Consider the following 19,292-nt stretch of genomic DNA (forward strand, 5'->3'; position numbering starts at 1 on the left):
TCCAACGTTACCCTGCCCGGATCAACGGGATCGCAAGGTCTTTGCGGAACAAATAAAGCAGAGTTTGCAGGGCTGCGCCGTCGCCGCCGGCGAGGCCGGGATTGGCGGCGAAGGCGGCCTTGGCGTCGTCATGGGCATAGTCCAGCAGATGACGATGAACGTCGGGCACGGCGAGGTGATAGCCCGGCATGCCGGATTGCCTTGTGCCCAGCACATCGCCCTGGCCACGCAGTTCGAGATCGCGCTCGGCGATTTCAAAGCCATCCTCGGTGCCCTTGATGGTTTCGAGGCGCGCCTTGGCGGTTTCACTCAACGGGTCCTTGTAGAGCAAGAGGCAGGCCGAACGTTGCGCGCCACGGCCGACGCGACCGCGCAGTTGGTGCAATTGCGCCAGCCCGAAGCGCTCGGCGTGTTCGATGATCATGATCGACGCGTTGGGGACGTCAACGCCCACTTCGATGACGGTGGTAGCCACCAGCAGCTGGACCGCATTGGCAGAGAACCGCTGCATCGTGTCCTGCTTGGCGGCGGCGCCCATGCGGCCATGGATCAGCGCGACCTGATCGCCAAAGACTTTTTGCAGCTCGGCGAAACGATCCTCGGCGGACACGACGTCGAGGTGCTCGCTTTCCTCAACCAGCGGGCAGACCCAGAAGGCTTGGGCGCCGTCCGCAATCCGTGCCTTGAGACGCGCGATGACACGCGAGTAGTCGCCGATAGAGAGAACAGCCGTATCAATTGGTTGCCGGCCCTTGGGCTTTTCACGCAGGATGCTGACCTCCATGTCGCCGAAATGGGTGAGGACGAGCGTGCGCGGGATTGGCGTAGCGGTCATGACCAGAAGGTCGGTGTGGCGGCCCTTATCGGAAAGCGCCAGACGCTGGTGGACACCGAAGCGATGCTGCTCGTCGACGACGGTGAGACCCAGATCGTTGAACGCGACGCCGGTCTGGAACAGCGCATGAGTGCCCACGGCGATGCTGATCTCGCCGCTGGCAAGGCCCGCCAGGATGGGACGGCGCTCGGCGGCGGGCATCTTGCCGGTGAGCAGCACGCAGCCGAGGCCGGCCGCGTCGCAGAGCGGCTTCAGCGTCTTGTAGTGCTGCGAAGCCAGCAATTCGGTGGGGGCCATCATCGCCGATTGGGCGCCGCTTTCGACCATGGCAGCCATGGCCATCAGGGCAACAACCGTCTTGCCGGCACCCACGTCGCCTTGCAGCAGGCGGGACATGCGATCGCTCGAGGCAAGATCGGCACGGATTTCGGCAATGGCTTGTTCCTGACCGGCGGTCAGCGCGAAGGGCAGGGTGGAGAGGACGCGATCGGTGATCTCCCCGGTAAAGGTGCGCGCAATGCCGCGGGCGGCGACCATGGTCGAGCGCACGATCTGCAGCGTGAGCTGGCCGGCCAGGTATTCGTCATAAGCCAGCCGCATGCGGGCGGGGGCCCAGAGCTCGGCCTCGGCAGGATTGGTCGGGGTGTGAACCGAGCGCATGGCATCGGCGAAAGTCGGCCAGTTGAAGAAGCTTAGCGTCGCCGGCGGAATCCATTCGGGAAGATCCGGCATGGCATCGACGATCTGCCGGGTCAGCTTGGTCAGGGCCTTGGAACTCAGCCCCTGCGTCAGCGGATAAACCGGTTCGACCAGCGGCAAGCTGGCAAACTTGTCGACCTCGACCACATAGTCGGGATGGGTAATCTGCTTTTCGCCGTTGAAGAAGTCGATCTTGCCCGAGACGTAGCGCTGCTCGCCGACCGGCAGCGCCTTTTCCACCCAACCGCCCTGTGCCCGAAAGAACACCAACTGGATCTCGCCGGTTTCGTCATGGGCAAAGACCCGGTGGGGCACATGCGGCTTGCCGCGTGGCGGCGGCTGGTGATGATCGACGTGCAGAAGCAGCGTCACGACCTGGTTGAGATAGGCTTCGGCAATGCCGACCTGCCGGCTGCGATCGATGACGCCCGATGGCATATGCGTCAGGATATCGAGCGCGATCGCCTCCTGTCCTTCGGGCGCACCGAAATAGCGCGTCAGCAGGGCAGCAAGCTGCGGCCCCACGCCCTTGATCGACTGGAGGGAACGGAACAATGGATCGAGGGTTGACGGACGCGACACGATTCGAGCGATCTCCTTGCCACGCCAGCCTATCTGGCCAAGCACGGCTGACAAAGGCCGCCAATGACGTTAAGGAAGGCGCCACATCAACTTGTTCTGGATCATGGCGCGTCAATGACAGCCGGTGAAGACATCGCCATGCGCCGCAAGAAGCTGCGTTATCGCGCCTGGCATCGCGGTACGCTGGAAATGGACCGTGTGCTTGGGCCCTTTGCGGATGCGCATATCAACGACCTGAGCGAGGCCGAACTTGATCGGCTGGAGTTGGTGTTGAACGAGGAAGACCCGGCGCTGCTGAAGTGGGTGATGCAGCAAGAGCTTGCGCCGGCTGGCGTCGACGTCGAGTTTCTGGATCGGATCGTCGCCGATCATCGCGCGCGGATGAGCAAATGAACGAGGCGACCCCCATCCTACCGGCACCAACGCTGGGCAGCGTTCCCGACGGCCTGCAGCCACTGGCACTGTCGCGTCTGATCGAGCAGCGGCTGGCCGCAGCACCCGATGATGCGGCCAGCATCGTGTTCGTGGCTCGAGACGGGCGACGCCTGCAGCGGATGGCGGAAATTCTGGCGCAGATGCTCCCAGGCCATGCCATCCTGACAATGCCGGCCTGGGATTGCCTGCCATACGACCGCGTTTCGCCCAATAACGTGACCATCGCCGCCCGCATGAACACCCTGGCGGCGCTGACCAACGGCTCGACCAAAGGCGCGATCGTGCTGACGGCGGTCAATGCGCTGATCCAGAAGTTGCCGCCGCGCGACGTGGTGGAAACCATGTCGTTTTCGGCCGTAACCGGACGCATCGTCGACAGCGAAAAGCTGCTGGCCTGGGCCGCCAATAATGGCTATCTGCGCGTGCCGACGGTGCGCGAATCGGGCGAATACGCGGTTCGCGGCGGGCTGGTGGACCTGTTTCCGGCGAGTGCGGAGTCCCCGCTGCGGTTCGATTTTTTCGGCAGCCAGCTTGAATCGATCCGCACCTTCGACCCCGATACCCAGCGCACAACCGGAACGCAAAAGCGCATCGATTTGACGCCGATGAGCGAAGTGGTGCTGACCGACGACACCATTCGACGTTTCCGCCAGAATTACACCAAGACCTTTGGCGGCAATACTGCCGATGACACGCTTTATGCGACCATCAGCGGTGGTTCGCGCTATTCGGGGACCGAGCACTGGCTGCCGTTCTTTTACGAGCATCTGGATGCTTTGGCCGACTATGTCGGGGATGCGCCGTTCGTCTTCGATGACCAGGCCGCCGAGGCGTTTGCCGACCGGCAGCGCCAGATCAAGGATTATTACGAGGCGCGCGAGCACGCCCGCAAAGCGCCGCAAGTGCCTGGGGCCGGTGCGCCGTACAAGCCGGTTGCGCCGGAACTGCTCTACGCCGTGGATCAGCACCCCTATACGCTGGCTGGTGCGTCGGTGCTGCAATTGTCGCCGTTCCAGTCGCCCAATGCCAAGGCCAGCGACGATATGGGCGGACGGATCGCGCCCAGTTTCGCGGCCGAGCGGCAGGCCACCGACGTCAATCTGTTCGAGGCCGTCGTCGAGCGGCTGATGGCCGAGCGCAAGGCAGGGCGGCGGACCATCATCGCCTGCTGGAGCCAGGGCACGCGCGACCGAATGGTGCAGGTGCTGAAGGACCACGGCCTGACCAATCCGCGCATGGCGGAGAACTGGCGTGATGCCGAAACCACCAGTGCCGCGACCACGGCACTGGTGGTGTTGGGATTGGATACCGGTTTTGAGACCAAGGACCTTCTGGTCTTGTCCGAACAGGACATTTTGGGCGAGCGCATCCTGCGGCCGCAGCGCAAGCGCAAGGCCAGCGACGCGCTGACCGAGGCGGCGAGCCTGAATGCGGGCGACCTGGTTGTCCATGTCGATCACGGGATCGGCCGGTTTCTGGGCCTCAAGGTGATCGAGGCGGGCGGCGCGCCCCATGAATGTGCCGAACTGCAATATGCCGGCGACACCAAGCTTTACCTGCCGGTTGAAAATATCGAGCTGCTGTCCCGCTATGGCTCGGATGACTCGACCACGTCTCTGGACAAGCTCGGCGGCGTGGCCTGGCAGGCCAAGAAGGGCAAGCTCAAAAAGCGCATCCGCGAAATGGCGGAGCAACTCATCAAGATCGCCGCTGCGCGGCTATTGACCCGGACCGAACCGATCGAGCTGGCGCCGGGCGCTTATGACGAATTTGCTGCGCGTTTCCCGTATGAGGAAACCGAGGATCAGCTTGCCGCTATCGACTCGGTGTTCGAAGACCTGACGACCGGCAAGGTAATGGACCGCCTGGTCTGCGGCGATGTCGGCTTCGGCAAGACCGAGGTTGCATTGCGCGCGGCGTTCCTCGTCGCCATGTCGGGCAAGCAAGTGGCGATCGTGGTGCCGACGACGCTGCTGGCGCGCCAGCATTTCAAGACCTTCCGCGAACGCTTTGCCGGCCTGCCGGTCAATGTGCGCCATGCCTCGCGACTGGTTTCGGCCGCCGAACTCAAGGCCACCAAGGAAGGCCTCGATAACGGCCAAGTCGATATCGTGGTTGGCACGCATGCCCTGTTGAGCAAGTCGATCAAGTTCCGCGACCTGGGCCTGCTGGTTATCGACGAGGAACAGCACTTCGGCGTCGGCCACAAGGAACGCCTTAAGGAGCTCAAGGCCAATGTGCATGTCCTGACGCTGACGGCGACGCCGATTCCGCGCACCTTGCAGATGGCGTTGACGGGCGTACGCGATCTCAGCCTGCTGGCCACGCCACCGGTGGACCGCCTGGCGATCCGCACGTTCATTTCACCGGTCGATCCGCTGTCGATCCGCGAAGCGCTATTGCGTGAAAAGTACCGCGGCGGCCAATCGTTCTATGTGGTGCCGCGCATCAAGGACCAGCCCGACATTGCCGAGTTTCTGCGCAGTCAGGTGCCCGAAGTGTCTTTCGTAGTGGCCAATGGACAGATGCCGCCGGGCCAGCTCGACGACATCATGAACACGTTCTACGACAACAAATTCGACGTGCTGGTAGCCACGACCATTGTCGAATCGGGACTGGATATCCCCAACGCCAATACCCTGATCGTGCATCGCGCCGACAATTTCGGCCTGGCGCAGCTCTACCAGATCCGTGGGCGGATCGGGCGGGCCAAGGCGCGCGCCTATGCGCTGTTCACCGTGCCGGCGGATCGCAAGCTGACCGATACCGCCGAGCGGCGTCTTGGCGTATTGCAGTCCCTGGAGAGCCTGGGGGCAGGGTTCCAGCTTGCCAGTCATGACCTGGATATCCGCGGTGCCGGCAACCTGCTCGGCGACGAGCAATCCGGCCATATCCGCGAAGTGGGCTATGAGCTCTACCAGTCGATGCTGGAGGAGGCCGTCGCCAATCTCAAGAACGGCGACGCCGACTACGAAGACAAGAACGAGTGGAGCCCGCAGATCTCGCTCGGCATGCCGGTGATGATTCCCGAGCATTACGTCCCCGACCTGCAATTGCGCATGCAGCTCTATCGTCGCCTGGGCGATCTGCAGGATATTCGCGAGATCGACTCCGCCGGGGCCGAGCTGATCGACCGCTTCGGGCCTATGCCCGAGGAGGTCGAGGCGCTGCTCAAGGTGATCCTCGTCAAGGCTTTGTGCCGCCAGGCCAATGTGGAAAAGGTGGATGCCGGCCCCAAGGGCGTCGTGGTCACGCTGCGCCACAACGAGTTCCCCAATCCGGCGGCCCTGGTGCGGCTGGTGTCGGACCCCGCCAACCAGGTGCGTATCAAGCCGGATCAGAAATTGATGTTTGCGCGCAACTGGCCGACGCCCGATGCGCGGCTCAAGGGTGCGGCCGCGATTCTGTCGCGCCTGGCCAAGCTCGCTAAAGCGGCCAATGCCTGATTATCGCCTTGGTGTCCTGCTTAGAAGCCCATCTGACCGCCATAATGCTTTGGCAACACCATACTGTCATGGTATTGCCCAAATTCAGCACTTGAAGGGCAGTTCTATTCGAGGTGGCGAAGCGGCCATCGGGACTGCCAAGGAAGCCAAGGAAATTCTATGATCTTCAGGAACCCTCTCGTCACCGGATTTGCGGTGGCCGCGCTCATGCTGTCCTCCGTGTCGATCTACGCCCAGGAAACACCAGCGCCGGCCCCCGAGGCTCCGGCCGCCGAGACGCCTGCGCCAGCTGCACCGGATGGGGCAACGCCGCCAGCCGCAGGCGTCGCAACCCCGGCCAGCACGCAAAACTGGCTCAAGGTTTGCGATCCGCTGCCCGATGGCAAGCAGGCCTGCATCATGCGCCAGGTCGTTTTGGCGAACGGTTCGTTCCTGGGCTCGTTCCTGCTGCGCGACGATCCCGGCCAGGAAAGCCGCCTGCTCGCCGTCGCCGCCGTGCCGCTCGGCGTCTTGCTGCCGTTCGGCCTGACCTGGCAGATCGATGGCGCCAAGCCGATCCGCGTACCGTTCATGCTGTGCGACCCCACCTCGTGCGCAACCCAGCTCGTGATCAACGAAGCCTATGTCAATTCGCTCAAGAAGGGCGGAACACTCAAGCTGACCGCCAAGAACCGCCAGAACCAGGACTTGACCATCGATATCACCCTCGCGGGCTTCACCACGGCCTATGATGGCCCGGCGGCGCTGACCTTCGACGAGTTCCAGAAAGAAACCAGTGGCGAGAACGCGCTGGAGCAGGTTTTGCAGGACCGCGCCGAAGAGCTGCGCAAGCAACTGAACGACGGCACGACCCCGCCAGCGGACGGCGCGGCTCCCGCGCCTGCCGCCGATCCGGCAACGCCGGCACCCGCCGCGCCGTAAGCTGGCAGGCCGTTCGCATAAAAAAGGGCGCCTCGGCGTCCTTTTTCGTTTCAGCGGGCGCCCATGCCGATGGAAAAGGCTTGCCGACGCAGGCCCGGGAGCAGCTTTAGGGCCCAGAGTCCGCCGGCCCGCAAGGCCTGGGCGGGCAACATCTCGGCCAGCAGCGAGCGGAACAGCGTATCGACCATGCCGCCGGTTCGCCTCAAATCGCCAGCGCGCCGCCGTGCGTAGTCCTCGCTCAAACGAACCGCCCAGCCGTTGTGCGTGCGATCGGTGCCGGCCAGTGCCGCTGCGAGATCGGCGACGTCGCGCAGTCCGAGATTGAGGCCCTGGGCCCCGATGGGGGGGAATGCATGGGCGGCTTCGCCGACCAGAACCACGCCATTGGCCCCGGCCTGGTCCACCGTGATCGTGCTGAGCGCAAAGATATGCGTCGGCGTTGTCAGCGTAATCGCCCCGAACAGGCGCTGCGATTTTTCGAGCAGCAGGGCGTTCAGCGCCTCCGGGCTCAGGCCTTGCCCCTGCTTGAGGACGTCGCGCTCGTCGATCCACACCAGGTTGGCCCGCTTGCCGCCCGCGGGAACCAGCGTGAACGGACCGTTGGCGTAGTGGAACTCGACTGACGCGTTGCCAAGCGCCCGACCCAGTTCCAGATCGCAGACCAGAGCGGCCTGGGTAAAGCCATTCTCTCGCGCCCGAAAGCCGGCGGCGGCGCGGATCAGCGAGGTCTTGCCATCGGCGCCAATAACCAAAGGCGCGCGCAGCACGCTGCCATCGGCCAGGGTCAGGAGCCAACCATCGGCACAGGTTTCGAACTGCGTCAGCTTTTGTTCCAACGTCCGCAGATTAGGCAATTCAGCGATAACGGCGCGAAACGCTTCGGTCAGGCGGGCATTGGCGAAATTCCAGCCGAACGCCGGCAGGCCCGCTTCATGCGCGTCGAACACTGTCTCGGGCGCGCGCAACAACCGGGACGTGGCGTCGATGATCCTGATCTGGTCGAGTCTTTGGCCGAAATCGCCGGCGTCGCCGATCAACCCGGCAGACTGCAGGTAGGTCACGCTGGGCATCATCAGCGCCGAAGTGCGCCGATCGGGCAGGGCGGACGGGGCGATGTGAACGGTTGACAGACCCGCCTGGGCGACCGCGATGGCCGCAGCAAGACCCGCCAGGCCGCCCCCGACGACAATGGCTTCGGCATCGCTCATCGTGCGTCCGCCAGATGCCGCGCGTGGCCACTGGGCACCAGCAGGCTGCCGGCATAGGAGCCAATGAACATAGTCACGAGAAATATCCATAGATCATCGGGCAAGAACGCAATCAGGGATATGGCCGGTCCCGGGCAGATGCCCGACATACCCCAGCCAATGCCGAACAAGGCAGCGCCGCCGATCAGCCGGCCGTCGATGCGATTGTATGCCGATTGGTGAAACGCCCGGTCGAACAATGGCGCCGCGCGGCTTTTGCCCAGGCGAACAGCGATGAACATGACAGCGATCGCGGGGACGATCACGAACGCCAGGCTAGGGTCCCAGCCACCAGTGGTGATGGCAGTAATATCCAGAAAGCGCAGCACTTTGAGCGGATCGACCATCTGAGAAACATAAAGCCCTGCGCCGAACAACAGGCCGCTCAACGCCGAGGTCGCCAGATAAGGCAGCTTGAGTGCGTTCATCAGACGATCCCCGTTATCGCAACTGTGAGCATGGCCACGCTGAAGAAGACCGCGACCGCCACCAAGGAGCGGCGCGACAGGCGTGCCAGCCCGCAAACCCCGTGCCCGGAGGTGCAGCCATTGCCGATTTTAGTGCCCAGGCCGACCAGCAGCCCGGCGATCGCCAGCCACGCCGGCGTGGGGATCGCCCAAGTCGTGGGCGCTCCTGCGAGTTTGGCCGGCACATCGCCGCCCACACCCAGCTCCGGCAATAGCCGCGCCATAACGAACGCACCATTAATGAGCGCCAGCAGGAAGATTATGCGCCACACCACGGTATGTGCCGGGGGAAGCAATTGACCGAAGATACCCGAAATGCCGGCGACGCGGCCATTGCCGAGCCAGAGCACGGCTGCGGCCAGGCCGATCAACGCGCCGCCAATGGCAGCCGAGACAGGCGAAAACGATTCCATTTCTATCCTCGATCGAGCCAACTTTGGCCCCAAAGGTACTCCGCCGACGCCATCCGAACCAGCAAGCAAGCCGGCAATTACGCCCAGAAAGCCGCGACAAAGCAACGCTACACGAAAAACCCTGCCGGATCAGCTTTCTTGTGGGCAGAACAGGCCCTAGATATAGCCATCGCCTGACTCGCAACGGAGCCCGACAATGCTTGAACTACTGGCCGATCCGAATACCTGGATTGCCTTTGCTACGCTGACCGTGATGGAAATCGTGCTCGGCATCGACAACATTGTCTTTATCTCCGTGCTGGTCTCGCGCCTGCCCAAGGAGCAGGCCGACCAAGCCCGCAGGCTGGGCCTGGCATTGGCCCTGATCTTCCGCATCCTGCTGTTGCTCGTCATTTCCTGGGTCATCAGCCTGACCCAGCCCGCCGTGTCCATCCTTGGCTTCGATCTGTCCTGGAAAGACCTGATCCTGATCGCCGGTGGCGCCTTCCTCGTCTACAAGGCGACCCACGAAATGCATGCGGAAATGGAAGAGCCGCATGAAAGCGACATTGCCCAGAAGGCCGGCGCGGTATTCGCCGCCATTATCGGGCAGATCATCATCATCGACATGGTGTTCTCCATCGACTCCATCGTGACCGCGGTGGGCATGGCCGACCGCGTCGAGGTCATGATCGCAGCAGTGGTCGTTGCCGTCGGCGTCATGTTCGTCGCGTCCGGGCCGGTGGCCAAGTTCGTGGCCGATCATCCTACCACCAAGATGCTGGCCTTGGCCTTCCTGCTGCTGATCGGCGTGTCGCTGGTGGCTGACGGCTTGGGCTTCCACATTCCCAAGGGCTATATCTACTCCGCCATGGCCTTCTCGGTTCTGGTCGAGGCGGTCAACATCATCGCCAAGCAGCGCAAGAACCGCGCCAGTCCCCAGCGGCTGGCTGCAGCGGCCACCGTGCCGGGCAGCCATGTGACCGCAGGCGAGATCGAAGCCGCCGCCAGGCCGAAAGCCAAGACGACCCCGGCCAGCCGTGCCCAGTCTCGCCCCAAATCGGCGCCGCGCAAGCCGCGGACGCAAAAGCCATGACCCGCGCCCTGGTCGTCCGCCAGTCGGGCGGCCCGGAGGTGATGCAGCTCGAGGATTGGCCGCTGGCCAGTCCGGGCGAGGGGCAGATTGCCATTCGCCAGACCGCAATCGGTGTCAATTTCGTCGATACCTACCAGCGCTCGGGCCTTTACGCGGTGCCCACGCCATTCGTCGCGGGCAACGAAGGCGCGGGCATCGTTACGGCCATCGGCGGGGGCGTCACCCTGTTCAGGCCGGGCGACCGCGTGGTCTATCAGGGCCAGACCGGCTCCTATGCCGACGAGCGCGTGCTGGATGCCGAGCGGGTCGTCGCCATTCCCGACGGGATCGATGACCGGACTGCAGCCGCCGTGATGCTCAAGGGATTGACCGCATATTTCCTGCTGTTCAAGACCTGGGCGATAGAGCCCGGCCAAACCATCCTCTGGCATGCGGCCGCGGGCGGCGTCGGCCAGATCGCCACCCAATGGGCCAAGGCCCTGGGTGCACGAGTGATCGGCACCGTCGGCAGTGCCGAGAAAATGGCACTTGCCGAGCAGAACGGCTGCGATGCCGTCATCAACTATACGACGGAAGATTTTGCCGCCCGCGTTCGTGACCTGACCGGCGGCAAGGGCGTCGATGTGGTCTATGACGGTGTCGGCAAGGCTACGTTCGAAAAATCGCTGGACTGCCTGCGGCCGCGTGGGCTGATGGTCAGCTTCGGCAATGCCTCGGGCGTGGTGGCAATTCCCGACCTGACCGTGCTGTCCCGCAAGGGCTCGCTCTATGTCACGCGACCCACCAGCACCCACTACTTCGCCAGCCGAGAGGCTTTGCTTGAAGGGACAGGGGCCCTGTTCGATGCCGTCGCGCAAGGCGCCATTGGCGTTGCGATCAGCCAGACATTTCCATTGGTCGAAGCTGCCCGGGCCCATGAGGCGCTCGAAGCGCGCACCACCACCGGCTCGATCCTGCTGCTCCCCTAGCGGCTCTGGACAGCCTTGGGACAAGTGGCTAAACGAAACGCGCTGGGCAGGTGGCAGAGCGGTTGATTGCTCCGGTCTTGAAAACCGGCGAACGTGAAAGCGTTCCGGGGGTTCGAATCCCTCCCTGCCCGCCATTTCCACGCCAGGACACCGCCCGTGAGCAGACGTGATTTCGATGCTTCCAGGATGCGGCGGATGCGCAGGATTGCCGGGCGGCATGGGCTGACCATCCTGACGGCCGAAAAACTGACAGCCAAGACCGGCAAGGGCGGCCATGCGATCCGCGAGGACGAAACGTTCAAGGTGATCTTCGGGGACAAGCCGCTGCCGTTCACCGCGACTTTGGATGATGTGGAAGCTTATCTGGACAAGCTGGACGATGGCGAGGATGCGGGCGAAGAGTAAGCCCTGCTGACCTTTTGCGCAACCGGGTGAGTTTGCCGGCGCCTGACATTCCATTATTTGTTCTGTAACAAGAATCGACGCACACTGAAGTGGTAAGGCAGTTTGGAGGCGCAACTTGTTCACTCTGATTAACGCCGACGCCGATGACGACGCAGAAATCACCGATCCCCAGGAAATCGCGGAGCTGTTCGCTGCCATTGCCGCCGTCGCCATCGAGGCGATCGGTGCCGGGCAGGCCCGGCAATTGTTCGACGCCGTCGTCGAGCAGGATGGCAGGGACCCCAACTAGGTCGCTATCGCGCGTTTCGCCGATCGGTCGAGATCGGCGGCGTCATGGATCAGTTACGGCTTTGTCGTGCAGGGCTGCGCTGTGCATTGTGGCTGACAAACGCCAGTGAGGCACCGCGATGGCGACACCGAGCGATGTTGTGGTGGTGCGGCCCACGATAGTCCCGCTGGGCGACCGTGCCTTGCTGGTGCGCTTCGGCGATATACTTTGTGAAGCGGCCAATAAGGCCGCGACGGGGTTTGCCAGGACGCTGGCCGATGACCTGCCGACCGGTATCGTAGAAATTGTACCGAATCTGATTTCGGTACTGTTGCGCTACGATCCGGAGACAGTTCAACTCGCGGCACTGGCTGGTGAAGTGCGGTTGCGGCTTTATGGCAGGCGCGACATGCCGCTTGCCAGCGCCGCCAGCCACGCCATCTCCGTCACCTTTGGCGGTGAGCGGGGCGTCGATCTTGACACGGTGGCGGCCGCATTGGCCATGACGACGGGCGAGTTTATCGCCGCCCACAATGCCGGCCCGCTGCGTGTCCTCGCGACCGGCTTCGCTCCGGGCTTTGTCTATTGCGGCTTTCATTCCGACACTCTGCTTCTGCCGCGGCGCACGGAGGTCCGGGCATCCGTTCCGGCCGGCACCGTGTTGTTCGCGGCGGGGCAAACCGCCATCGCGGCGACGGCTATCCCGACGGGTTGGCACGTGATCGGCACAACGCCATTTCGCAATTTCGATCCCGCCACCACGCCGCCGACCCGGATGCGGGCCGGCGACAGCGTGCAGTTCGAGATCGCGCCATGAGCGCAACGCTGCTCATCACCCGCGCCGGGCCGCTGACAACCATCCAGGATGCCGGCCGGTTCGGCATGCTCTCCCACGGCATCAGTGCCTCGGGGCCCATGGACCGGATAGGCTATTCCCTAGCCGGCAGCTTGCTGGGTCTGGTGTCGGCCGGGGCGATAGAGATGACGACGGCAGGTCTCGATATTGAGGTTGGGGACGGCCCCTGCGTCACCGGCTTTGCCGGTGGGATGTTCACCGCGCGGCACAATGGGCACCGCATCGACTGGCCGGGCACGCAAGCCCTCGTTGCTGGCGACAGGCTGTCGATCAGCCCGGGCCCGGCCGGTAATTACGGCTATTTGCGTTTTGATGGCGCCTTCGATGTTCCCAAAGTCCTGGGAAGCATTGCAACCAATAGTCGTGCCCAACTCGGCGGGCTCGAGGGCAGGGCGCTGCGCGCCGGCGACACCGTCCGCCTCGGTGAAGGGCGTGACGCGGAAACCGGCCCTGCGGCGACCGGATCTGCCGATGGCCCGATCCGATGTGTCTGGGGGCTGCACGCCGACGTGTTCGCTGGCGCGCGTGATGGGTTCATCGGAACGCCTTTCAGGATATCCAGCCGCATGGACCGCATGGGCGTGCGCCTGGTGGACGAGGCCGGCGTCTTCAGCCATAGCGCCATTCTGTCGCTGGTCTCCGATGCCGTGCTCCCGGGTGATATCCAGATCCTGGGCGACGGCACGCCGATCGTCTTGATGCGCGATCACCAGCCCACCGGCGGTTATCCGCGCATCGCCACCATCATTTCGGCTGACCTCGATCGATTTGCGCAACTGCGGGCCGGCGCCCCTGTTGCTTTTACGCCCGTTGGCGTGGAGCATGCCCACCGATTGTTGCGGAGCGGGCGGCCATGACCTCGATCGATCTGAATGCCGACCTGGGCGAAGGCATGGGGACGGACGAGGATTTGCTGCGCATCGTATCCAGCGCCTCGATCGCCTGTGGGGGCCATGCCGGCGATGCGCCGACGATCCGCCATATCCTGAAGGCGTGCAAGGCGCGCGGCGTCCGGGCGGGAGCCCATCCCGGCTATGCCGATCCCAAGCGGTTTGGCCGTTTCCGCGTCGTCATGCCGCTCGACCAACTGCTCGGGCAAATCCGCTCGCAATTGTTTCTGGTGCGGTTCATCGCCGATGAGGTCGGCGTGCCGTTGGCTTATGTGAAGCTGCATGGTGCCCTTGCCAACCAGACTGCGGAGGAACTGGCCTTCGCCGTGGGCATATTCGCCACTATCCAGGCCATGGATCCTCAAGTCGCGGCGCTGGCGCTCGACAACAGCCAGCAGGTGCGAGCCGCCAAGGCGGTAGGCATGCCCCTGATTCGCGAGGCTTATGCCGACCGCGCTTATACGCCACAAGGCTTGCTGGTGCCGCGCAACCAGCCAGATGCGGTGATCGATGATATCGACGCGGTGATTGAACGCTGTGTGCGGCTGGCAAAGTCTGGCGAGATCGTCGCTATTGACGGCAGCGTGTTCAAATCAACGGCACGCTCGATCTGCCTGCATGGCGACACGCCGGGTGCGGTCGACCTGGCGAGCGAGCTTCGCGATGCGCTTGAAGGCGAGGGCATCGCCATCGCCGCCGATCCGCCGGAGGTGGCCCTTTAGAGATGCCCCTGATCTGGAATGTTCAGGACGTGCCCGCAGGCCTTGCAGTGCACGGCATCGGGATCATGCTTTTGCAAGCCGCATTGCGGGCAGGGAAAGTGCACCTTGTTGGGTCGAAAGACTGATTGAGCCAGCCGCACGAACAACGAAATCCCGATGATCATGATGACGATGGATGCCAGCTTGCCCCAAGTGCCCGGCAATACGATATCGCCGAAGCCTGTCGTCGTGACTGTGGCGACGGTGAAATACAGCGCGTCGATATAGCCGGCAATGCCGGAGTCGCCATGCGCGAACGCCGTGTAAACGAAGCCGGTGACCACGAACAGGAACACCAGGAGGTTGATCACCGCCTGGATCGTGTCCTGGTAACCGCCAAGCCCGCGTTGCCTGAGCGGACGCCACACGTTGGCGCTGCGCGACAGCGTCCACAGGCGCAGGATGCGCAGAAAGCCGAGATTGAAAAAGATCGTGGGCGCCAGCAGCGTCAACAGGATAAAGACGTCAACGATCACCGGCAATTGCCGCAGCCAGCGCAGGACATCGGTCGAGGCCAATGCGCGGGCGATGAAATCCAGTCCCAGCAATGCCGCGATAGAGTAATCGATCCAGAGAAATGAAGGGTTTTCCCGCAGCAGCGGGGTGGCGACAAAGAAGGCGATGATCGCCAGATCGACGATCAGCACCGCGATCTGAAAGCGCCGTGCCGCTGGCGCCTGGCTATGGTAGAGCAGGCGCAGGGTCGAGCGCAGACGGGCAAAGCCACCGGCCAGCTTCTCGTGCGTCTGGGTCTCGTCAGTCATTGCGCCCCCTGTCGTCTCAACCTGAACGGCTTGCCAAGTCCGGGCGTTCCGCGCACAACAGGGTTGCCCTTCGGCTCACGACAATCAAGGCGTTCCTTTTCATGACAATTTCGATGTATGGCGCGTCAGTGCCAGTCTTTACGCGCATGCTCACCAATCTGCTGGCTATTCTCGACAAGGCTGAAGCCTATGCGGCTGAGCGCAAGATCGATCTTGCGTTCTTCGTTGACGACCGGCTGGCGCCTGACATGCTGCCGTTCAAAAAACAGATCCAGATTGCCAGCGATCACGCCAAGGGTGCGGCCACCCGTCTTGCCGGCAAGCCGGTGCCATCCTGGGCCGACGACGAGGTGACCTTCGAGGACCTCAAGGCTCGCGTCCGCAAGACGCTCGACCTGCTGGCCAGCGTTACGCCGGCGGAAATCGACGGCTCCGAAGCGCGCGACATTCCGCTCAAATCAGGCGGCAAGGATATCGTCCAGCCCGGCCAGAGCTATCTGCTGGAACGCGCCATGCCGAACTTCTACTTTCACGTCACCATGGCCTACGCCATCCTGCGTCACAATGGCGTACCGATCGGCAAGGGCGATTACCTCGGCTGATTGCAGGATCGGCCCTGGCTGGGGGCAAGCGGCTCGGGATGCCCGGGCCGCATCGGTACCGCAACGGGACTACAGCTTTGGGATGCTGAGCTTATGAATAGCGCTGCTCGAGCCAGGGATCGCCGTGATTGTGGTAGCCGCGGACTTCCCAGAAACCCTTGTGGTCAGATGTGGTAAATTCGATGCGCCGCAACCATTTGGCGCTTTTCCAAAGATATAGATGCGGAACGACAAGGCGCACTGGACCACCGTGCTCGCCGCTCAACGCCTGGCCCTCCCAACTATGCGCCAGCAGGGCGTCGTCGCTGAGGAAGTCAGCCAGCGCCAGATTGGTAGTATAGCCATCATGGCTGGTCAGCACGGCGAAGCGCGCATCTGCTCGAATGCCAGCATGGGCCGCCAGGTCTTGGGTCGACACGCCGGTCCAGTGATTGTCGTAGCGTGACCAACTGGTCACGCAGTGAATGTCGGAGATGCGCTCGACTTGCGGCAGGCCCGAAAACGCCGCCCAGTTCAGCGCAACCGGCGCTTCCACGGCGCCGTCGATATCGAGCCGCCAACTTGGCAGGGCAATGCTAGGCTCGATGCCAAGGTCAAGGACCGGCCAATTCTTGACCAGGTGCTGTCCGGGGGGCAGACGCTCCGTCTCGGGCCTGCTGGTGCGCCCGGTAATGAACCGTCCTTCGTCGGCCCAACGCTGCTTGGTGCGTGTCAGTTTGGAATCGTCTGGCGTATCGTCGGACATAGGATGCTCCTCGCAAGCCGGCCAAGGGTGCCGCTGCCAGCCTGCGGGTGCAACACAATTCCGCGCCCCGCGGTTGCCCAAGCTCGCCGCAACCGCTATGGGCAGCGACCCGATCGTGGTTGGGGGTCGCGAGCAGAGGCAAGCATGAAACTGGCATTCGTCATTCCCGCCTATAATGAGGAAGCCCTGATCGGCAAATGCCTGCAATCGGTTATGGCGGAAATTGCCCGCTCGCAAGCCGATGCGCAGATCATCGTGGTCAACAACGCCTCGACTGACCGGACCGGCGAAATCGCTCGCAGTTTTACCGGCGTCCGCGTCGTGGATGAGCCGAAAAAAGGCCTCGTCAATGCGCGTGACGCAGGCTTCGCTGCCTCCGAAGGGGCGGAACTTGTCGCCAATATCGATAGCGACACAATGGTGCCGCCCGGCTGGATCGATACGGTCCTGCAGCAATTCGGCCGCGATCCCAAGCTGGTCTGCCTGAGCGGGCCCTATGTCTATTATGACATGAGCCCCTGGAGCCGGCTTCTGGTCACCGCCTTTTACGGGCTGACCTACGCCATCTATATTCTCAACCGGTACCTCCTGCGCGTTGGCTCGGTGGTGCAGGGCGGCAATTTTGTGTTCAAGCGCGCTGCCTGGGCTGCCGTGGGCGGTTACGACCGGTCGATCCAGTTTTTTGGTGAGGACACCGATGTCGCAGTCCGGCTGTCCAAGGTCGGAAGCGTCAAATTCACCTTCGCGCTCAAGATGAAAACGTCAGGGCGCCGGCTTGAAAAAGAAGGCGTGTTCAAGACTGCAGGCACCTATACGCTCAACTTCTTTTGGGTGACGTTTCGCGGCAAGCCGGCCACCAAGGATTATACCGACATTCGTCCCGACTGATCCGAGCTATTCGGTAACCATCAATCGGCTACACTGCCGCCAGGCCGCACGGTGCGGCAATGGGCAGGCAGCCGATGTCGATCCCCTCACAATTGCCCCCGGTCGCTTTGGCGGTACGCCCCGGCGCGCTCCAAATCCTGCCGGGCCAGACGCTTGAAGCCCTGGTGCTGGGTACGGCACTTAATGGCACGACCCAAGTCCAGATCGGCCAGCAGACGCTCAGCCTATCGCTACCCCTCCCGCTACCGGCCGGTGCCACCCTGACATTGCAGGCGCAGGGCACCGGCACCCAGCAAAAGCTGGTATTGCTGCAATCGTTGGTTCCTGCCGGAACGACGGCAAAGACCCCGCCCACTTCCGGCGCGACCCCGCCTGCATTGCCGACGACACCGGGCACGAGTTCGGCGGCAGCGCCGGTCATCTTGCCGGTGCGCTCGGAAACGGTGCAAGCCCTGGCATTGCCGCCGGGAACGCTCGTGGACGCGCGCGTGCTGGGTCCGGCACCAGGTGGTGCGACACAAATCCAGGTCGGCCGGCAGACGCTCGACGTGGTACTGCCGACGCCGATGCCACCGGGCGCTGCCTTGCCCCTGCAAGTACAAGGCAATGATGGCCAGCAAAAACTGGTTTTGCTGCAATCGCCGCCGGTCTCGACCGCGCCGGCTGCCGCTGCCAGCGGGCAGGCAGTTGCAGTGGCAGCGCCGTCGAGCAGCGGCGTCCAGCCGTCACCAAGCGCCACCGGCCCCGTGCCTGCCGCCGCATTACCTGTCCCAACGCAGGCTGGTGCAACGCCCGTGCCGCCGCCCAATGCGCCACAGGCGGCGCTCACCCAAATGGTGCAGGCTGCCGTACAACGCCAAGACAGCATGGCCGGCTTGACCACGCTGCTGACATCCGTGGTCGGCAAAGTCGCGCTGCCGCAACCGGTGTTGCAGGCAGCTCAACAACTGCTGTCGGCCAGCGTCCCCCTGACCGGTCCGGCGCCCGACGGCGCAGCGCTGCAACGCGCCATCGCCGCATCGGGTATTTTTCAAGAGGCGGGGCTGGCGCAAGGCACGCCGCTGCTGGCCAAAGGCGACGTCAAGACGCTGCTGCTGACCTTGCGTGGTGCATTGGTGTCTTGGTTGGGACCATCCCCGACAGTGACGGCGCCGTCAAATCCCTTGCCGCCGCCGGTGCGCGGTGCCGTGCCAAGGGCGCGGCCGCCCAATGCAGGTCCTATCGTCATCCCGGAAATTCCCTCAGAAGCCGGCAAGGTCATGCTGGAGCGTACCGAAGGCGCATTGGCCCGGCTGAGGTTGCACCAGCACGCTTCGCTGCCTGACACCGGCGCAGCCGTGACCAAAGCCGATTGGTCGATGGACCTGCCGGTGCTGATCGGCGGCTACCAGAGCGTGATGCAATTGCATATTCATCGCGATGAAGCCGGCCCCGAGCAGGCGGTATCCGAGCGCGGCTGGCACATCCGGTTTGCCATGGATGTTCCCAAACTTGGAGAAGTGGGGGCGCAAGTCGGCTTGCGCGGCGGCACGACGTCGGTACGGCTCTGGGCCAGTGACCCGGCAACGGCTCGGACAATCGAAATGGCCGTGCCGGAATTGAGCCAAGCCCTGGCCGCCGCCGGACTGCATCCCGGCATGGTTATCGTGCGCGCCGATGAGGCGGTGCAAGCTCCGGCGGCCGGCCATTTCGTGGATGCCAGCACATGAGCGAACAGCCCAGGCAACGCGCGCTGGCGGTGGCGCTGCAATATCAGAAAGGCAGCCGCGAAGCGCCACGGGTGACGGCCAAGGGCAGGGGGCTCGTCGCCGACCGGATCGTGGCACTGGCACGGGAGAACGACGTGGTCATCGAGGCGAATTCCGCCTTGGCCGAAGCGCTGAGCGGGGTCGAGATCGACGACACCATCCCCTTAGAACTTTATGAATCCATTGCCGTCGTCATCGGCTTCATTCTGCGCTTGGAGGTAAAATGAGCGCTCCCTTGCAACGCCTGACGCCCCATCCCATTTCTTGTGCGAGTGAC

Annotated in this window: 20 protein-coding genes and 1 tRNA gene; 15 read left to right on the plus strand and 6 right to left on the minus strand. The window is 63.4% G+C overall.

The genetic code is table 11. The features are described from left to right. Positions 1-7: 7 nt before the first annotated feature. A complete protein-coding gene (recG, locus tag ACFE8X_RS14030; RefSeq protein WP_375452106.1) occupies positions 8-2,116 on the minus strand; it encodes an ATP-dependent DNA helicase RecG in 2,109 nt (702 codons plus the stop codon). A gap of 138 nt (positions 2,117-2,254) precedes the next feature. On the opposite strand from recG, the gene ACFE8X_RS14035 reads away from it, so the two are divergent. From ACFE8X_RS14035 to ACFE8X_RS14045, 3 genes are all read left to right on the plus strand, one after another. Then, positions 2,255-2,509 carry a succinate dehydrogenase assembly factor 2 gene (locus tag ACFE8X_RS14035; RefSeq protein ID WP_375452107.1) on the plus strand — a complete coding sequence of 85 codons (255 nt, stop codon included), beginning with the start codon at positions 2,255-2,257 and terminating at the stop codon, positions 2,507-2,509. Then, entirely contained in the window at positions 2,506-5,997 is a 3,492-nt protein-coding gene (gene mfd / locus ACFE8X_RS14040; protein WP_375452108.1) for a transcription-repair coupling factor, read from the plus strand. The genes ACFE8X_RS14035 and mfd overlap by 4 nt, the downstream gene beginning before the upstream one ends. A 159-nt stretch (positions 5,998-6,156) precedes the next feature. Then, the gene (locus tag ACFE8X_RS14045; RefSeq protein WP_375452109.1) at positions 6,157-6,918 is read left to right on the plus strand and encodes an invasion associated locus B family protein; all 762 of its coding nucleotides are present in this window, start codon (positions 6,157-6,159) and stop codon (positions 6,916-6,918) included. 50 nt (positions 6,919-6,968) lie between these two features. Here the strand turns inward: ACFE8X_RS14045 and ACFE8X_RS14050 are convergent, their stop codons facing one another. From ACFE8X_RS14050 to ACFE8X_RS14060, 3 genes are read right to left on the minus strand one after another with little or no spacing between them, the layout of a single operon-like run. Continuing rightward, positions 6,969-8,126 carry an FAD-dependent monooxygenase gene (locus tag ACFE8X_RS14050; protein ID WP_375452110.1) on the minus strand — a complete coding sequence of 386 codons (1,158 nt, stop codon included), beginning with the start codon at positions 8,124-8,126 and terminating at the stop codon, positions 6,969-6,971. Beyond that, positions 8,123-8,593 carry a DUF6691 family protein gene (locus tag ACFE8X_RS14055; RefSeq protein ID WP_375452111.1) on the minus strand — a complete coding sequence of 157 codons (471 nt, stop codon included), beginning with the start codon at positions 8,591-8,593 and terminating at the stop codon, positions 8,123-8,125. Before ACFE8X_RS14055 ends, ACFE8X_RS14050 begins: the two co-directional genes overlap by 4 nt. After that, positions 8,593-9,045 carry a YeeE/YedE family protein gene (locus ACFE8X_RS14060; RefSeq protein WP_375452112.1) on the minus strand — a complete coding sequence of 151 codons (453 nt, stop codon included), beginning with the start codon at positions 9,043-9,045 and terminating at the stop codon, positions 8,593-8,595. Before ACFE8X_RS14060 ends, ACFE8X_RS14055 begins: the two co-directional genes overlap by 1 nt. A 196-nt stretch (positions 9,046-9,241) precedes the next feature. On the opposite strand from ACFE8X_RS14060, the gene ACFE8X_RS14065 reads away from it, so the two are divergent. The 8 genes from ACFE8X_RS14065 to ACFE8X_RS14100 all read left to right on the plus strand — a co-directional run bounded on the left by ACFE8X_RS14065 (position 9,242) and on the right by ACFE8X_RS14100 (position 14,229). Continuing rightward, positions 9,242-10,120, plus strand: a complete 879-nt coding sequence (locus ACFE8X_RS14065; protein WP_375452113.1) for a TerC family protein — start codon at positions 9,242-9,244, stop codon at positions 10,118-10,120. Beyond that, positions 10,117-11,088 carry a quinone oxidoreductase gene (locus ACFE8X_RS14070; protein WP_375452114.1) on the plus strand — a complete coding sequence of 324 codons (972 nt, stop codon included), beginning with the start codon at positions 10,117-10,119 and terminating at the stop codon, positions 11,086-11,088. The genes ACFE8X_RS14065 and ACFE8X_RS14070 overlap by 4 nt, the downstream gene beginning before the upstream one ends. 44 nt (positions 11,089-11,132) lie before the next feature. Next, a tRNA-Ser gene (locus ACFE8X_RS14075) sits at positions 11,133-11,222 on the plus strand. 22 nt (positions 11,223-11,244) lie between these two features. Further along, entirely contained in the window at positions 11,245-11,493 is a 249-nt protein-coding gene (locus ACFE8X_RS14080; protein WP_375452115.1) for a hypothetical protein, read from the plus strand. 115 nt (positions 11,494-11,608) lie between these two features. Then, positions 11,609-11,782, plus strand: coding sequence for a hypothetical protein (locus tag ACFE8X_RS14085; RefSeq protein WP_375452116.1), 174 nt, complete (start codon positions 11,609-11,611; stop codon positions 11,780-11,782). Positions 11,783-11,900: 118 nt separating this feature from the next. Further along, positions 11,901-12,578, plus strand: coding sequence for an allophanate hydrolase subunit 1 (locus ACFE8X_RS14090; protein WP_375452117.1), 678 nt, complete (start codon positions 11,901-11,903; stop codon positions 12,576-12,578). Continuing rightward, positions 12,575-13,474: a biotin-dependent carboxyltransferase family protein gene (locus ACFE8X_RS14095; protein WP_375452118.1), complete on the plus strand. Its 900-nt coding sequence runs from the start codon at positions 12,575-12,577 to the stop codon at positions 13,472-13,474. Before ACFE8X_RS14090 ends, ACFE8X_RS14095 begins: the two co-directional genes overlap by 4 nt. After that, a complete protein-coding gene (locus ACFE8X_RS14100; RefSeq protein ID WP_375452119.1) occupies positions 13,471-14,229 on the plus strand; it encodes a LamB/YcsF family protein in 759 nt (252 codons plus the stop codon). The genes ACFE8X_RS14095 and ACFE8X_RS14100 overlap by 4 nt, the downstream gene beginning before the upstream one ends. Here ACFE8X_RS14100 and ACFE8X_RS14105 read toward each other — a convergent pair. Further along, complete coding sequence (locus ACFE8X_RS14105; RefSeq protein ID WP_375452120.1) at positions 14,226-15,032, minus strand: ion channel; 807 nt, start codon at positions 15,030-15,032, stop codon at positions 14,226-14,228. The two genes, ACFE8X_RS14100 and ACFE8X_RS14105, sit on opposite strands and share 4 nt — an antisense overlap. Positions 15,033-15,133: 101 nt before the next feature. Here ACFE8X_RS14105 and ACFE8X_RS14110 point away from each other — a divergent pair, with 101 nt between their 5' ends. Next, a complete protein-coding gene (locus ACFE8X_RS14110) occupies positions 15,134-15,634 on the plus strand; it encodes a DUF1993 family protein (protein WP_375452121.1) in 501 nt (166 codons plus the stop codon). A gap of 91 nt (positions 15,635-15,725) precedes the next feature. On the opposite strand, the gene ACFE8X_RS14115 is transcribed toward ACFE8X_RS14110, so the two are convergent. Next, positions 15,726-16,379, minus strand: a complete 654-nt coding sequence (locus ACFE8X_RS14115) for a sulfite oxidase-like oxidoreductase (protein ID WP_375452122.1) — start codon at positions 16,377-16,379, stop codon at positions 15,726-15,728. A gap of 144 nt (positions 16,380-16,523) precedes the next feature. On the opposite strand from ACFE8X_RS14115, the gene ACFE8X_RS14120 reads away from it, so the two are divergent. The 3 genes from ACFE8X_RS14120 to ACFE8X_RS14130 all read left to right on the plus strand — a co-directional run bounded on the left by ACFE8X_RS14120 (position 16,524) and on the right by ACFE8X_RS14130 (position 19,242). Then, positions 16,524-17,267 carry a glycosyltransferase family 2 protein gene (locus ACFE8X_RS14120; protein WP_375452123.1) on the plus strand — a complete coding sequence of 248 codons (744 nt, stop codon included), beginning with the start codon at positions 16,524-16,526 and terminating at the stop codon, positions 17,265-17,267. A 74-nt stretch (positions 17,268-17,341) separates the two neighbouring features. Further along, positions 17,342-18,976: a flagellar hook-length control protein FliK gene (locus tag ACFE8X_RS14125; RefSeq protein ID WP_375452124.1), complete on the plus strand. Its 1,635-nt coding sequence runs from the start codon at positions 17,342-17,344 to the stop codon at positions 18,974-18,976. After that, positions 18,973-19,242 (plus strand): EscU/YscU/HrcU family type III secretion system export apparatus switch protein, encoded by a 270-nt coding sequence (locus ACFE8X_RS14130; RefSeq protein ID WP_375452125.1) that lies wholly within the window; start codon positions 18,973-18,975, stop codon positions 19,240-19,242. The genes ACFE8X_RS14125 and ACFE8X_RS14130 overlap by 4 nt, the downstream gene beginning before the upstream one ends. Positions 19,243-19,292: the final 50 nt, after the last annotated feature.

Origin of the sequence: uncultured Devosia sp., assembly GCF_964244875.1 — a bacterium.
In the GTDB taxonomy this organism is placed as follows: Bacteria; Pseudomonadota; Alphaproteobacteria; order Rhizobiales; family Devosiaceae; genus Devosia.

What these genes read in the sequence shown, in the direction of transcription:
- ACFE8X_RS14035 (WP_375452107.1), top strand. Translation starts at nt 2,255, where the DNA reads ATGCGCCGCAAGAAGCTGCGTTATCGCGCCTGGCATCGCGGTACGCTG.
- mfd (WP_375452108.1), top strand. Translation starts at nt 2,506, where the DNA reads ATGAACGAGGCGACCCCCATCCTACCGGCACCAACGCTGGGCAGCGTT.
- ACFE8X_RS14045 (WP_375452109.1), top strand. Translation starts at nt 6,157, where the DNA reads ATGATCTTCAGGAACCCTCTCGTCACCGGATTTGCGGTGGCCGCGCTC.
- ACFE8X_RS14050 (WP_375452110.1), bottom strand. Translation starts at nt 8,126, where the DNA reads ATGAGCGATGCCGAAGCCATTGTCGTCGGGGGCGGCCTGGCGGGTCTT.
- ACFE8X_RS14055 (WP_375452111.1), bottom strand. Translation starts at nt 8,593, where the DNA reads ATGAACGCACTCAAGCTGCCTTATCTGGCGACCTCGGCGTTGAGCGGC.
- ACFE8X_RS14060 (WP_375452112.1), bottom strand. Translation starts at nt 9,045, where the DNA reads ATGGAATCGTTTTCGCCTGTCTCGGCTGCCATTGGCGGCGCGTTGATC.
- ACFE8X_RS14065 (WP_375452113.1), top strand. Translation starts at nt 9,242, where the DNA reads ATGCTTGAACTACTGGCCGATCCGAATACCTGGATTGCCTTTGCTACG.
- ACFE8X_RS14070 (WP_375452114.1), top strand. Translation starts at nt 10,117, where the DNA reads ATGACCCGCGCCCTGGTCGTCCGCCAGTCGGGCGGCCCGGAGGTGATG.
- ACFE8X_RS14090 (WP_375452117.1), top strand. Translation starts at nt 11,901, where the DNA reads ATGGCGACACCGAGCGATGTTGTGGTGGTGCGGCCCACGATAGTCCCG.
- ACFE8X_RS14095 (WP_375452118.1), top strand. Translation starts at nt 12,575, where the DNA reads ATGAGCGCAACGCTGCTCATCACCCGCGCCGGGCCGCTGACAACCATC.
- ACFE8X_RS14100 (WP_375452119.1), top strand. Translation starts at nt 13,471, where the DNA reads ATGACCTCGATCGATCTGAATGCCGACCTGGGCGAAGGCATGGGGACG.
- ACFE8X_RS14105 (WP_375452120.1), bottom strand. Translation starts at nt 15,032, where the DNA reads ATGACTGACGAGACCCAGACGCACGAGAAGCTGGCCGGTGGCTTTGCC.
- ACFE8X_RS14110 (WP_375452121.1), top strand. Translation starts at nt 15,134, where the DNA reads ATGACAATTTCGATGTATGGCGCGTCAGTGCCAGTCTTTACGCGCATG.
- ACFE8X_RS14115 (WP_375452122.1), bottom strand. Translation starts at nt 16,379, where the DNA reads ATGTCCGACGATACGCCAGACGATTCCAAACTGACACGCACCAAGCAG.
- ACFE8X_RS14120 (WP_375452123.1), top strand. Translation starts at nt 16,524, where the DNA reads ATGAAACTGGCATTCGTCATTCCCGCCTATAATGAGGAAGCCCTGATC.
- ACFE8X_RS14125 (WP_375452124.1), top strand. Translation starts at nt 17,342, where the DNA reads ATGTCGATCCCCTCACAATTGCCCCCGGTCGCTTTGGCGGTACGCCCC.
- ACFE8X_RS14130 (WP_375452125.1), top strand. Translation starts at nt 18,973, where the DNA reads ATGAGCGAACAGCCCAGGCAACGCGCGCTGGCGGTGGCGCTGCAATAT.